The sequence below is a fragment of the Rhodocyclus tenuis genome (assembly GCF_014197755.1).
Taxonomy (GTDB): Bacteria; Pseudomonadota; Gammaproteobacteria; order Burkholderiales; family Rhodocyclaceae; genus Rhodocyclus; species Rhodocyclus tenuis.
The window spans coordinates 144,441-157,245 of sequence record NZ_JACIGE010000001.1 but is presented as its reverse complement, the minus strand read 5'-3'; the positions used below and the strand labels follow the sequence as shown (position 1 = coordinate 157,245).

Here is a 12,805-nt window from a genome sequence, read left to right as displayed (position 1 = left end):
GCTCGCCGCCGGCACCGGTGCGTACGCCGCCTTCGCCATCAGGCGGCAGCCGCTGGCGCCGCAGCAGCAGTGAATTCGTCGTAGGCGCGCACGGCTTCGGCGGCGTACATCAGCGACGGTCCGCCGCCCATGTACACGCAGACGGCAAGCATCTCCATCAGCTGTTCGCGCGAGACGCCGAGGCGGATCAGTGCCTTGACGTGGAAGCCGACACAGGCGTCACAGCGGCTGGAGACACCGATGGCCAGTGCGATCAGTTCCTTGTCGAGTGCCGACAGCACGCCGGGCGCCAGTGCCGATTTAGCCATTGCGCCAAAGCCCTGCATGGTGCCGCTGGCTTCCTTGTGCAGCGAGCCGAGCGCTTGCGAAACGTCGCGGGTGATCTCGGTGAATGATTTGCTCATGATGAACTGTCCAGAATATAACGAGATGCTAATATATCACGGCGAAAATAGCGGCGCCAGATCAGCGGGCGCGCACCCGCGTCAGGAAGCGATCAGAGAGGAAAGGCTGGCGCGCGACAGGCGACCCGGCCGCCGTCGCCTTGACTTGCCAGTGCCGCCGGTCTGTTGACGCTCAGAGACGAAAACGGCCGATGGCGCCGCGCAGCTCGCCGGAGAGCTGTTCCAGTTGCGCCGCTTCGGCGTTGGCCTCGGCGATCGAGAGCTCGTTCTGCTGCGCCATGTCGGCGATGCGGCCGATGAACTCGTGGATGCGGCGGATGGCTTCGGTCTGTGCATTGACGGTTTCGGCAATCTGCTCGACGCCGGCGCAGGTACGTCCCGCCGAGCCATGCGCTGCGGCGAGTTGCCCGGCAACGGTTTCCAGATAGCCCTCGCTGGCGGCGAGCGCTTCATGGCCGCGCTGAATCGCTTCGCTGACGCCGCCGGAGCGGGCGTTCAGTGCTTGCGTCAGGCGGTCGATTTCATTCGCCGATTGCGCCGACTTCTCGGCGAGCTTGCGCACCTCGTCGGCGACGACGGCAAAGCCGCGTCCGGACTCGCCGGCGCGGGCCGCCTCGATTGCCGCGTTGAGCGCCAGCAAGTTGGTCTGATCGGCGATTTCGCGTACCTGGCCGGTCATGTTGGTGATCGCCAGCGTGGTGTGCACGAATTCGTCTACGGTCGTGCCGATCTGCCCGACGGCGCTGCCGACGACCTTGATCTCGCCGAGCATCCGTTGCAGTCCCTTGTTGCCGTCTTCGGCCTGGCGCAGGCTGTCGCGCGCCATGCCGCCAAGCTCGCCGGCGCTGGCCTGCACCAGTTCGACACCTTGCGCCATCTGCTCGGTGGTTTCTTCGGTGTTCTGTGTCAGTTCGCTCTGCTGCGCCGACAGGGCGGCGACCGAGCGCGTCGCTTCCGACACCGTTTGCGCCGTGTTCAGCACCGAGTCGGCACTCTGCCGCAATGCGCCGACCACTTCGCGGATCGAGCTGGCCATGCGGTTGAAGCTGGCGGCGATGTCGGCGTGTTCGTCGCGCGAGCCGACGTCGATGACGTGGCGCAGGTCACCGTCGGCGAGTTGCCGGCCGCCTTCGATCAGGCGCGAGGCGCCATGCTGCAGCGAGAAATAGAAGCCGCCGATCAGGTAGGCGACGAGAAGGACGCCGCAGGCGACCAGTGCGATATTGAACAGCTGCTGCCGCTGCAGATGCTCGCTGCGGCTGCCCAGGCGTTCGGCAAGCGCGGCGCTGACGCGCTGGTTGAGTTCCAGCAAGGCCAGCGTGGTGGCTTCGGTTTCTTTCAGTGCTTCGTCGGTAGCGAGCGAGATCTGCCCGCTGCTGACCAGACGACTGTCGATCAGTTGGCGCGTATCAGCGAGCGACTTGTCGAGTACGCGCAGGCCGCCTTCCAGCGCTTCGCCATGTTGCGGCGCGGCGGCGGTGACTTTCGCCAGTCCCTCGCGCGTCTGCTGGGTCTGCGCGATGGCGTCGTTGGCCAGTCGATCGAGGCGGGCGGCGTCGGCGACGTCGATCATCTGCAGTTCGGCGATGCCGGCGATTTTGAGGCGCAGCTGCGCAATCGAATCAGCCAGCTGCGGCAGGCGGTTCACCGTCGCATCGACGAGGTAGTACGAGTCGATTTCGGGGTCGAGGATGAGGCCGCTGATGTCGGCGGTGAGGCGCAGTTGCGTTGCCAGCTGCGCGGCGACGCGCTCGTGGAGCTTGCGGATTTCCGGTGTCGACGCGTTCGCCAGCTGCGCCTTGAGCTGCTTCCACTCAGCGGCGAGCCGCTGCCAGCCTTCGCCGAGCGGGCCTTCGCCCGGCGCATTGCCGGCGAGCAGGGCGTCGATCTTGCTGGCCGCGGCGTCGGCCGCCGTCTTTGCCGCATCATTGCCGAGCGAGACGAGGCTGCTGGCAATCAGGTGCTGATCGAGCGCCTGCTCGATCTGGTTCAGCGGCTGGACCTGCGCCGTGCCGACAATTTCTTCATCCGTCACCCGCAGCTTGTCGCCGACCTGCAGCAGGAACTGCAGCAGCAGCGCGCCGATCAGCAAGGCCGCGGCGCAGCCGATGATGATGAAACGCGTTGCGAAACGCAGGCGCTGCAACAGCGCGATGGCGGGGGAAAAAATCTGACGCATGCTTGTCTCCTGCTTTCCCCTCTGGGGTGTTTGCTGCCAGTCCGCGACACCAGCGAAAAGTGGCTGGAACGGTTTATATCACAGGAGCGGCGCCAGCTTTTACAGCGCGCACAGGCGGTCGTTGGCAAGCCGCAGCCGTTCGCCGAGAACGCCCATGAACGACTGGTAGAAATGCATGCGACAGGCGTCCGACGCCTGCTGCAGCGCGTCGCCGCGAACCGTCAGGATGCGCGCGTCAGTCAACGCGATGACGTCGGCGCCGCGGCGCGCCGGCTGGCGTCCGATCAGCGCCATTTCGCCAAAGCAGTCGCCGGCGGTGAGCAGGTTGAGCAGGCGGCCGTTCTTGATCACCTTGAGTTCGCCAGCGGCGAGAAAGCAGAAGGAATCGCCGGTCTCGCCGTCGCGCATGATCTTCTCGCCAGGCAGCACGGTGTGCCAGTGCGAAAAACGCAGCACCTCCCAGAGCTCGACATCGGGAAAGTCGGCAAAGAAGTCGAGCGCGCGCAGGGTATTGAACTGCGCCGACTCGGCGAATTCGCGTGCCGGCAAAGGCTGTGTACCGTCGCCGGCAAGCAGCGCCAGATCGTCGGCGAATGACTCCCAGTCGGGGTAGCGCTCAGCCAGCTCGCGCGCCATGGCACGCGCAACGATGGCGTCGAGCCGCGCCGGTACTTCGGCGCGCAGGGCCGACGGTGGCGGCGGCTTTGCGTTGAGGATCTGATGAACGACGTGGTAGTGGCTGCCCGCCGGGAAGGGCAGTTGCCCGGCGAGCAGCTGGTACATGACGACACCGAGCGAATAGATGTCGGTGCGCTGGTCAAGCGGCTGTTCGCGTACCTGTTCCGGCGACATGAAGGCCGGCGAGCCGATGCCGGCGACCTGCGTGCGTTGCGGGTGGCCGACGATGGCGGCGCCGAAGTCGGAAATGCGGATGTCGGTGCACTCAGGCGAGGCGTCGACGAGCAGGATGTTGGCCGGCTTGATGTCGCGGTGCGTAATGCCGAGACGGCTGGCAAAGTCGAGCGCGCGCGTGCATTTGAAGATGATGTCGACGATGCGCGCGACCGGCAGCAGGCGTCCGCCGCCGCAGAAGCGCTCGAGTGTGCCGCCGGCGACGTACTCCATGACGATGTAGGTGACGCGCTCGGCGACAACCGCGTCGTAGATTTGCGCGATGTGCGGATGCGCCAGCTTGCCGACGAGCGAGGCTTCGGTGAGGAACAGCTGCGCATAGCGGCGCCCCTGTTGCGGATTGCGCAAGGCTTCGGGCGAAGCGAGCTTGATCGCTACATCGCGTCCGGCGAAGGGGTCGCGGCCGAGATAGACGGTGGCGCTGGCGCCGCGGCCGAGTTCGCGGACAATCTCGTACTTGCCGATCCTGTCCATGCCGGCGCCATCCTTGCCGGAACGTGGGCGCTGCGCGTCAGGAACGCGCGCGGGCGCGGGCGATCGCCGCTCGGACCTGCGCTGGCGCAGTGCCGCCGATATGGTCGCGTGCCGCCAGCGAGCCTTCGACGGTGAGTACGGCAAAGACGTCTTCGCTGATCAGCGGTGAGAAGGTCTGCAACTCGGCCAGCGACAACTGCGGCAGATCGACGCCGAGTTCCTCGGCGCGGCGCACGGCGAGACCGACGGCTTCGTGCGCATCGCGGAAGGGCAGACCCTTCTTGGTCAGGTAGTCGGCAAGGTCGGTCGCCGTCGCGAAGCCCTGCTGCAGCGCGGCGCGCATGTTCTCGGGGCGGGCGCTGATGCCGGCAATCATCGCGGCAAAGATGGCCAGCGTGTCGCGCACCGTGTCGGCGGCATCGAACAGCGGTTCCTTGTCTTCCTGATTGTCCTTGTTGTACGCCAGCGGCTGGCCCTTCATCAGCGTCAGCAGCGAGATCAGGCTGCCGTTCACGCGGCCGGTCTTGCCGCGCGCCAGTTCGGGAACGTCGGGATTCTTCTTCTGCGGCATGATCGAGCTGCCGGTACAGAAGCGGTCGGCGATGCGCACGAAGCCGACGCGCGGGTTCATCCACAGCACCAGCTCTTCGGAGAAACGCGAGATGTGCGTCATCAATAGTGAGGCCGCGGCGCAGAATTCGATGGCGAAGTCGCGGTCGGAAACGGCGTCAAGCGAGTTCTCGCAGACGCCGTCAAAGCCGAGCTGTGCGGCGACGAACTCGCGGTCGATCGGGTAGGTGGTGCCGGCGAGCGCGGCGGCGCCGAGCGGCAGGCGGTTGAGGCGGCGACGGCAGTCGGCGAAGCGGCCGGCGTCGCGTTCGCTCATTTCCACGTAGGCGAGCAGGTGGTGGCCGAAGGTCACCGGCTGCGCCACCTGCAGGTGGGTGAAGCCGGGCATCGGCGTTTCGGCTTCGCGTTCGGCGAGGTCGAGCAGGTTGCCGCGGAACTCGCGCAGCAGGCCGAGGATTTCGTCGATGGCGTCGCGCAGCCACAGGCGGATGTCGGTGGCGACCTGGTCGTTGCGCGAGCGGCCGGTGTGCAGGCGCTTGCCGGCGTCGCCGACCAGCGTCGTCAGGCGCTTTTCGATGTTGAGGTGCACGTCCTCAAGGTCGAGCGACCAGACGAATTCGCCGGCCTCGATTTCGGCGACGATCTGCGCCATGCCGCGTTCGATGTCGGCGAGATCGCCGGCGGCGATGATCGATTGCTTCGCCAGCATGCGCGCGTGCGCCAGCGAACCGCGGATATCCTGCCGCCACATGCGCTTGTCGAAATCGACCGATGAGGTGTAGCGTTTGACGAGCTCCGACATCGGCTCGGAAAAGCGGCCGGCCCAGGTGTAGGCGGTGGCCGGTGCAGTGCTGGTGGATGCGTCGACGGCAGGGGTGGCCGCGAGCGGCTTGGGCGAAGAGGAAGTCATGATGATTGCACGCATTTGCACGAGAACGGGCGCAAATCGGCCATTTCCCGCGGTTTCGAGAGAATGGCGAGTATAAGGCAAAACCCGGCGGCCCGGCCCTGGCCGGACTTCCGCAATCTCGGCGTCATGCTGCGCGTACTGCTCGGCGCCAACCTGCTGGCGCTGGCGGCGGCGCTGGTGGCGAGCGAAGAACTCGTCGACTGGCTGCCGCGGTATTTCGCCTGGGCAATGTGGGTGCAGCCGCTGCTTTTTTTCAATCTCGCCGTGCTGGCCGCTGTTGCGCCGCTGCTGCGTCGCCTGTCTTTCGCGGTCGCTACCGTCGTCATGCTGGCGCTGGCCGCCGGATCGGCGGCGCTGTGGCAGGATTTCTGGCGGTTCATGGCCTACGCCGACGGCGATGCCGGGCATGTCGCGCGCAGTGCGCTGCTCGCTGCCGCGCTCGCCGGCGCACTGCTCTTCTACTTTGTTCTGCGTGCGCGCGCCTTTCCGCCGGCACTCGCCGAGGCGCGTCTGCAGGCGCTGACCGCGCGCATCCGTCCGCACTTCCTCTTCAACAGCCTCAATGCCGTGCTCTCGCTGATCCGCAGCGAGCCGCGACGCGCCGAGACGGCGCTCGAGGAACTCGCCGAACTGATGCGCGCACTGCTGCGCGATGCGCGCGAACTGAGGCCGCTGGCCGACGAGATCGCGCTGTGCCGGCAGTATCTCGACCTCGAAAAGCTGCGACTCGGCGAGCGGTTACGCGTCGAGTGGGACGTCGCCGCGGTGCCGGCTGACCTGCGCGTGCCGCCGCTGATGCTGCAACCGCTGGTCGAAAACGCCGTCTATCATGGCATCGAGCCGCTGGCGGTTCCCGGCACGCTGCGCATCCGCTTTTCGCGCCACGGCGACGAGCTGGCGATCGAACTGTTCAACCCGCTGCTCGGCGGCAGCACTGGCGGTGGTGAGCACCACAGCGGCAGCCGCATGGCGCTGGCCAATATCCGCGAGCGGCTGGCGCTGCATTACGATCTCGAGGCGCGGCTCGATGCCGGCGAGCATGTCGCCGCCGACGGCACGCGCGAGTATCGCGTGCGCATCGTCCTGCCCTGCCGCCAGTAGTCAGCCGGAGCCGCCGTCGCCATCATGAATCCTCCCGCCACACCAGCCGTTGCCGCCGATGCCCCGGTCGGTGCCCTGCGCCTGCTGCTCGTCGACGACGAGGCGCCGGCGCGGGCGCGGCTGCGCGAACTGCTCGCCGACGTGGCCGACGAAGTGCCGAATACGGTGGTCGGCGAGGCCGCCGACGGTGTGGCCGCACTCGCCGCGATCGATGCCGGTGGCGTCGACGTGGCCTTGGTCGACATCCGCATGCCGCTGATGGACGGCATCGAGTTCGCGCGCCATGTGCGCAACTGCGCGCAGCCGCCGGCGGTGATCTTCGTCACCGCCTTCGACAACTACGCGGTGCAGGCTTTCGAGCTGAACGCGATCGACTACCTGCTCAAGCCGGTGCGCGCGACGCGTCTGGCGGCGGCCTTGCAACGCGCGCGCGGGCAGCGACCCGTGCCGTCGGCCGCCTTGTCGGCGCTTGGGCAGCGCGCACGCACGCACCTTTCCTGCCGCGAGCGTGGCCGCCTGCTGCTGCTGCCGCTGGCCGAGATCGTCTACCTCAAGGCCGAACTGAAGTACGTGACGGCGCGCACCGCGGCGCGCGACTACCTGATCGACGAGCCGCTGGCCGCGCTCGAGGCCGAGTTCGCCGAGCGCTTCGTCCGTGTGCACCGCAGCGCGCTGGTGGCGCGCGCGGCGATCGCCGGTTTCGTCCGTGCCGAGGCCGCCGACAACGCTACGATCGGCGAGGGCGACGCGCAATGGCAGGTGATCCTCACCGGCCTTGGCGAACGCCTGCCGGTCAGCCGTCGCCAGTGGCCGCAGCTCAAGGCCTTCGCGCGCCAGCTGGCGTCCTGAGCATGGACAGCCTGCTCAGTCACCTCTGGCGCGACGAGACGCCGTACATCTTCGGCGCCGCGCTGCTGCTCTCGGCGCTGCTCTTCCGTGCCCTCGCCGGCAGCCGCGCGACGCTCAAGCACACGCTGCTGTTCCTTGCCTTCTGGTTGTTCGTCGACGTCGCCGCCGGCGTGTTTGCGGTGCGCGGCGAACTGACCATTGCCGCCGGCGTGCATCAGCTGGCGCTGCTCGGTTTCGGGCTGGTGCTGATCCGCCTGTCCGGGCTGACGTTGTTCCGGGCACTGCTGCCTTTGCTGCACGTGCGGCCGCCACGCATCCTCGAGGACATCCTGGTCATCGTCGGCTACATCATCTGGGCGATGGTGCGCATGGGCTACGCCGGCGTCGACCTGTCCGGGCTGGTCGCCACCTCGGCGGTGATCACCGCGGTGGTCGCCTTCGCCATGCAGGACACGCTCGGCAACGTCCTCGGCGGGCTGGCGCTGCAACTCGACAACTCGCTGGAGATCGGCGACTGGGTGCGTTTCGACGATGTCTCCGGCCGCGTCGTCGAAATCCAGTGGCGCTACACGGCGATCCTCACGCGCAACGGCGAGAAGGTCGTTGTTCCCAACAGCCAGCTGATGAAGAGCAAGTTCACGGTCATCGCCGACGGCGATCTCGGCGTGCAGGGCTGGCGGCGCTGGATCTGGTTCAACATCGATTACGCGGTGGCGCCGGCGCAGGTCATCGCCACCGTCGAACGCGCCATCGCCGAAGCCGAGATCGGCAACGTCGCGAAGACGCCGCCGCCCTCGTGCGTGGCGATGGAATTCTCCGATGGATCAATACGCTACGCCTTGCGTTACTGGCTGATCGACCCGCAGGACGACGATCCGACCGACTCGGCGGTGCGCGTGCATGTCTTCGCCGCGCTGGCGCGCGCCGGCTGGCGCATCGCGCTGCCCGATCAGACGCTGCATCTGGTCAAGGAGAGCGACGCGCACCGCGAGCGCGTGCATGAACGCGAGCTGGAGAAGCGCCTGCGCGCCTTGTCCGGCATCGAGCTGTTCGCGCCGCTCTCCGATGGTGAACGGCGCACGCTGGCCGAACGCCTGGTCGCCGCGCCGTTCGCCGCCGGCGACGTGATGACGCATCAGGGCGCCGTCGCGCACTGGCTGTACATCGTCGCCAGCGGCGAAGCGGCGGTGATGTGGCAGGCGCCCGACGGCCAGCAGCGGCAGATTGGCGTCATTCCCGCCGGCGCCGTCTTCGGCGAGATGGGGCTGATGACCGGCGCGCCGCGCTCGACGACAGTGGTCGCGCGCGCCGACGTCGAGTGCTACCGGCTCGACAAGTCGGGCTTCGAGGACATCATCCGCGCGCGTCCCGAAATCGCCGAGGCGATGTCGCATACGCTCGCCGAGCGCGTGCGACAGATCGAGGCGATGCAGGCGCAGCTGCGCCGCGAAGGCAGTGAGAACGTGCCGGCCGGCGGCTACGCGGCGATTCTCGAGCGCATCCGCGAGTTCTTCGGCCTGCCCTGAGCCGGCTGGGTGGCGCCGGCAAGTTCCGGCGTGCCTGCCGCGTTCAGCGGCGTTCCCACACCTGCCAGCGCTCGCGGCCGGCAAAGACCGGCAGCGAATCCGTCACCGGCTGGTCGTCGCGCAGCGCGAAAGCTTCGCCGAGCAGCGCGTCGAGCTCCGCCTGCCGGATGCCGAAGGGCGGGCCTTTCGGCTGCTCGGCGATGAAGAAGTGCCCGGCAAGAACGCCGCCGCCCGGCAGCAGTTCGGCCATGCGCCGCGCGTAGTCCGGCCACCAGGCGCGCGGTAGCGCGCAGAGGAAGGCGCGTTCGAGTACCACCGCGAAAGGCGCCGGGGGCTGGAAGCGGAAGAAGTCGGCGCAGACGAGCTGGCCGCGAAAACCGTCGCCGAGCGTCGCGCGTGCGGCGTCGACCGCCGCCGCCGAGAAGTCGAGCGCGGTCACTTGCCAGCCCTCGGCGTCAAGCCAGCCGGCGTCGCGCGCGCTGCCGCAGCCGGGAACGAGCACGCGCCGCTGGCCGCCGGCGTGCCGTGCCATATAGGTCTGTGCGAAGTCGCGCAGCGCTTGCGCCACCGCGCTGCCTTCCCACGGCGTCGTTCCCTCGCGGAAGCGCTTGTCCCAGAAGTCCGGCAACTCGGGCCGCTGGTGCGCCGGCTTGGTGGAAATGGCAGGTTCGCTCATCGTGCTGCGCTTTCAGTCCGGCAAGACAGCGGCGCCTTCTGCCGGCAAGGCGTCACCGCTACCTGCCGGCGAGACGCTGCCGGCTGGCGTGGTAGAATCTCGCGCGCATTGCGGCCTGCTGCCGCGCTTTCGACGAACCTACAGAGAACTCGCCTTGGACTCCTCAACTTCCACTCCTTCCCGCATCGTCATCGCATCGCGCGAATCGCGTCTCGCCATGTGGCAGGCCGTTCATGTGCAAGGACGTCTCGCCGCATTGTATCCGCAGTCACAAGTCGAGATTCTCGGCATGACGACGCAGGGCGACCAGATCCTCGACAAGCCGCTGGCCACCATCGGCGGCAAGGGCCTGTTCATCAAGGAACTCGAAGTCGCCATGCAGGAAGGCCGCGCCGACCTCGCCGTGCATTCGCTCAAGGATGTGCCGATGGTCATGCCCGAAGGCTTCGTACTGGCCGCCATCTCGGAACGCGAAACGCCGTTCGACGCCTTTGTCTCCAACAAGTACGCCGCGCTTGACGACCTGCCGGCTGGCGCCATCGTCGGTACCTCGAGCCTGCGCCGCGAGTCGGTGCTGCGTGCGCGTTACCCGCAACTGGTGATCAAGAGCCTGCGCGGCAACCTCGACACACGTCTGAAGAAGCTCGACGCCGGCGAATACGACGCGATCATCCTCGCCGCCGCCGGCCTCATCCGTCTGGGTCTCAAGGACCGTGTCCGTTCGGTGCTGACGCCCGAGCAGTCGCTGCCGGCTCCCGGCCAGGGCGCGCTCGGCATCGAGATTCCGGCCGATCGCCCGGACGCGGCAGCCATCGTCGCCACGCTCAACGACCCGGACACGGCGCACTGTGTGCGTGCCGAACGCGCCTTCTCGCGCGCCCTCGGCGGCAGCTGCCAGGTGCCGCTCGGCGGCTACGCGATCATCGACAACGGCCAGCTCTGGCTGCGCGGCTTTGTCGCCACGCCCGACGGCAAGCAGATGGTCTGCGCCGAACTGCGCGGCGCGCGCGCGGACGACGAAGCGATCGGCCTCAAGCTCGCGGCAATGCTGCGCGAACAGGGCGCCGACGCGATTCTCGCGCAACTGGCGACGCACACCGCAACGCAATGACTTCGCGCTGGTACTTTGCCAGTGAGGAAGGATTTTCCGGCGCACCCGGCGACACGCACGGCCGCCCGATGAGGATGCCGCTGCAAGGCGTCACCGTCGTCGTCACCCGGCCGCGCGCGCAGGCTGCCGGTCTGGCGGCGATGATCGAGGCGGCGGGCGGCGAAGCGGTGATCTTCCCGGTGCTCGAAATCAGCGCCGCCGACGATCCGGCGCCGCTGGCGGCAGCGCTTGCCGCGCTCGACGATTACGCGCTGGCGGTGTTCATCAGCCCCAACGCCGTCGCCTACAGCGCGCCGGCGATCCTCTCCCGCGGCCCATGGCCCGCAGGCTTGAATGCGGTTGCCGTCGGTGGCGGTACCGTTGCCGCGCTGGCCAACCTGGGCGTCGCACCAACACTGGCGCCGACGACGCGATTCGATTCGGAAGCGCTGCTCGAACTGCCCGAAATGCAGGCCGACGCCGTCGCTGGCAAGCGCGTTGCCATCTTTCGCGGCAACGGCGGCCGCGAGCTGCTCGCCGACACGCTGCGCGCGCGCGGCGCCCGCGTCGACTGCATCACCTGCTATCACCGTTCGGTGCCTGCGGGTGGCTCGGCACCGCTGAAAGACCTGTGGGATTCGGGCTGCTTCGACGCGATCACCGTCTCGTCGAGCGAGGGCCTGCGCAACCTCCACGAGCTGCTCGACGCCGAAGACCGGCAGCGGCTGGCGGAAACGCTGCTCTTCGTGCCGCACCAGCGCATCGCCGAGGCGGCACATGCTCTCGGCCTGACGCAAACCATCCTGACCGCACCGGCCGATGCCGGCATCATTGCCGGACTCTGTGCCTATAATTGGCGGCAATGAGCCAGGATGACACTTCTTCTCCCAAGGCTGCCCTGACGGCAGCGCCCGCCGCCGAATCCGAGGTCAACACTGCCGCTGATTCCGCGGCGGCTGCCGCTGCCGGCCAAGCTGCAAGCGCAGGCGCTGCCGCCGGCGCCAGGTCTTCGCCGCTACCGTCGTCGCCCGCTGCTCCTGCCGCTGGTCCTTCCGCGTTCGCCCTGCCGCCGCCGCGCCGCGCCGCCGCTGCCTCGGCCTGGCGCAATCCCTGGCTTATCGTCGCGCTGATCGCGCTGGCGCTGGCCGGCTGGCAGTGGGTCGAAACGCGGCTGAAAATCTCCGGCACGCAGCAGGAGCTCGCCCGCCGTCTTGCCGAAAACGACGCCGGCGCCGCCGAAACGCGCGCACTGGCGCGGCAGGCCGAGGAACGCACGGCGGCGCTGCAGGAACGCTTCGGCGCGCTCGAAGCGAAGATCGCCGAATCGCAGAGCCAGCAGGCAACGCTGGAAAAGCTCTTCCAGGATCTGGCGCGCAGCCGCGACGAATGGGCGCTCGCCGAAGTCGAACAGAACGTCACCCTCGCCGCGCAGCAGTTGCAGCTGTCGGGCAACGTGCGCGGCGCCGTCGCTGCACTGCAGACCGCCGACAGCCGCCTCGCCGCCGGCGGCCGGCCGCAGCTGCTGGCGCTGCGCAAGGCGATCAATCACGACCTCGAGCAGCTGCGCACGCTGCCGCTGGCCGATCTGCCGGGGATGAACCTGCGTCTGGAATCGGTGCTGATCGCCGTCGACTCGCTGCCGCTGGCGATCGACGCGCGGCCGCGCGCCGAAACGCAGACGCCGGTGCCAACGGAAGAAGGCGCCGCCGACGGCAATGCCGCTCTGGCCATCGTCCATCGTTTCGCCAGCGAGCTGTGGCGCGAATTCCGCAGTCTGGTGCGCATCCAGCGCTTTGATCGCGACGAGGCGGTGCTGCTGGCACCGGGGCAGTCTTTCTTCCTGCGCGAAAACCTGCGCCTGCACCTGCTCAATGCGCGTCTGGCGCTGCTGTCGCGCGACCAGACGAGCTTTCGCAACGAACTCAAGCGCACGCAGGACTGGCTCGAGCGCTACTTCGACGGCCGCGATCCCGCGGTGCAGGCGGCGCAGGGGCAGATGAAGCAGCTCGCCGGCGCCGAGATCGACATCCAGCTGCCGACGCTGAACGAGTCGCTGTCGGCGATCCGCAACCTGCAGCTGGCGCGGGAGCGCAAGTGAGCGCGCAGCGCACGCT

11 protein-coding genes are annotated in these 12,805 nt (G+C 68.1%); 6 read left to right on the top strand and 5 right to left on the bottom strand.

Annotation, left to right across the window (positions count from 1 at the left end):
- Positions 1-38: 38 nt before the first annotated feature.
- From GGD90_RS00705 to argH, 4 genes are all read right to left on the bottom strand, one after another.
- Positions 39-404, bottom strand: a complete 366-nt coding sequence (locus GGD90_RS00705; protein ID WP_184414882.1) for a carboxymuconolactone decarboxylase family protein — start codon at positions 402-404, stop codon at positions 39-41.
- Positions 405-576: 172 nt separating this feature from the next.
- Complete coding sequence (locus tag GGD90_RS00700; RefSeq protein WP_153117058.1) at positions 577-2,583, bottom strand: methyl-accepting chemotaxis protein; 2,007 nt, start codon at positions 2,581-2,583, stop codon at positions 577-579.
- A 99-nt stretch (positions 2,584-2,682) separates the two neighbouring features.
- Positions 2,683-3,969 carry a protein kinase domain-containing protein gene (locus tag GGD90_RS00695; RefSeq protein ID WP_153117059.1) on the bottom strand — a complete coding sequence of 429 codons (1,287 nt, stop codon included), beginning with the start codon at positions 3,967-3,969 and terminating at the stop codon, positions 2,683-2,685.
- Between the two features lie 37 nt (positions 3,970-4,006).
- A complete protein-coding gene (gene argH / locus GGD90_RS00690; protein WP_153117060.1) occupies positions 4,007-5,449 on the bottom strand; it encodes an argininosuccinate lyase in 1,443 nt (480 codons plus the stop codon).
- A 63-nt stretch (positions 5,450-5,512) separates the two neighbouring features.
- Between argH and GGD90_RS00685 the strand changes: the two genes are divergently transcribed.
- The 3 genes from GGD90_RS00685 to GGD90_RS00675 are packed head-to-tail and all read left to right on the top strand — an operon-like array spanning position 5,513 to position 8,925.
- Positions 5,513-6,550: a sensor histidine kinase gene (locus tag GGD90_RS00685; RefSeq protein ID WP_228273746.1), complete on the top strand. Its 1,038-nt coding sequence runs from the start codon at positions 5,513-5,515 to the stop codon at positions 6,548-6,550.
- 24 nt (positions 6,551-6,574) lie between these two features.
- A complete protein-coding gene (locus tag GGD90_RS00680) occupies positions 6,575-7,399 on the top strand; it encodes a LytR/AlgR family response regulator transcription factor (RefSeq protein ID WP_153117061.1) in 825 nt (274 codons plus the stop codon).
- 2 nt (positions 7,400-7,401) lie between these two features.
- On the top strand, positions 7,402-8,925 hold the full coding sequence (locus tag GGD90_RS00675) for a mechanosensitive ion channel family protein (RefSeq protein ID WP_184414881.1): 1,524 nt from the start codon (positions 7,402-7,404) through the stop codon (positions 8,923-8,925).
- A 43-nt stretch (positions 8,926-8,968) separates the two neighbouring features.
- Here the strand turns inward: GGD90_RS00675 and GGD90_RS00670 are convergent, their stop codons facing one another.
- Entirely contained in the window at positions 8,969-9,601 is a 633-nt protein-coding gene (locus GGD90_RS00670) for a methyltransferase domain-containing protein (RefSeq protein WP_153117063.1), read from the bottom strand.
- Here GGD90_RS00670 and hemC point away from each other — a divergent pair.
- Genes hemC through GGD90_RS00655 form a run of 3 tightly spaced genes read left to right on the top strand, consistent with a single transcriptional unit; the run spans position 9,585 to position 12,789 of the window.
- The gene (gene hemC, locus GGD90_RS00665) at positions 9,585-10,712 is read left to right on the top strand and encodes a hydroxymethylbilane synthase (protein WP_221227611.1); all 1,128 of its coding nucleotides are present in this window, start codon (positions 9,585-9,587) and stop codon (positions 10,710-10,712) included. The two genes, GGD90_RS00670 and hemC, sit on opposite strands and share 17 nt — an antisense overlap.
- The gene (locus tag GGD90_RS00660) at positions 10,709-11,557 is read left to right on the top strand and encodes a uroporphyrinogen-III synthase (protein ID WP_228273747.1); all 849 of its coding nucleotides are present in this window, start codon (positions 10,709-10,711) and stop codon (positions 11,555-11,557) included. The genes hemC and GGD90_RS00660 overlap by 4 nt, the downstream gene beginning before the upstream one ends.
- Positions 11,554-12,789 carry a uroporphyrinogen-III C-methyltransferase gene (locus GGD90_RS00655; RefSeq protein ID WP_153117064.1) on the top strand — a complete coding sequence of 412 codons (1,236 nt, stop codon included), beginning with the start codon at positions 11,554-11,556 and terminating at the stop codon, positions 12,787-12,789. Before GGD90_RS00660 ends, GGD90_RS00655 begins: the two co-directional genes overlap by 4 nt.
- Positions 12,790-12,805 lie beyond the last annotated feature (16 nt).

Coding starts and splice junctions, on each gene's coding strand:
- GGD90_RS00655 (WP_153117064.1), top strand. CDS start 11,554: ATGAGCCAGGATGACACTTCTTCTCCCAAGGCTGCCCTGACGGCAGCG.
- argH (WP_153117060.1), bottom strand. CDS start 5,449: ATGACTTCCTCTTCGCCCAAGCCGCTCGCGGCCACCCCTGCCGTCGAC.
- GGD90_RS00670 (WP_153117063.1), bottom strand. CDS start 9,601: ATGAGCGAACCTGCCATTTCCACCAAGCCGGCGCACCAGCGGCCCGAG.
- GGD90_RS00700 (WP_153117058.1), bottom strand. CDS start 2,583: ATGCGTCAGATTTTTTCCCCCGCCATCGCGCTGTTGCAGCGCCTGCGT.
- GGD90_RS00675 (WP_184414881.1), top strand. CDS start 7,402: ATGGACAGCCTGCTCAGTCACCTCTGGCGCGACGAGACGCCGTACATC.
- GGD90_RS00660 (WP_228273747.1), top strand. CDS start 10,709: ATGACTTCGCGCTGGTACTTTGCCAGTGAGGAAGGATTTTCCGGCGCA.
- GGD90_RS00705 (WP_184414882.1), bottom strand. CDS start 404: ATGAGCAAATCATTCACCGAGATCACCCGCGACGTTTCGCAAGCGCTC.
- GGD90_RS00680 (WP_153117061.1), top strand. CDS start 6,575: ATGAATCCTCCCGCCACACCAGCCGTTGCCGCCGATGCCCCGGTCGGT.
- GGD90_RS00695 (WP_153117059.1), bottom strand. CDS start 3,969: ATGGACAGGATCGGCAAGTACGAGATTGTCCGCGAACTCGGCCGCGGC.
- hemC (WP_221227611.1), top strand. CDS start 9,585: ATGGCAGGTTCGCTCATCGTGCTGCGCTTTCAGTCCGGCAAGACAGCG.
- GGD90_RS00685 (WP_228273746.1), top strand. CDS start 5,513: ATGGCGAGTATAAGGCAAAACCCGGCGGCCCGGCCCTGGCCGGACTTC.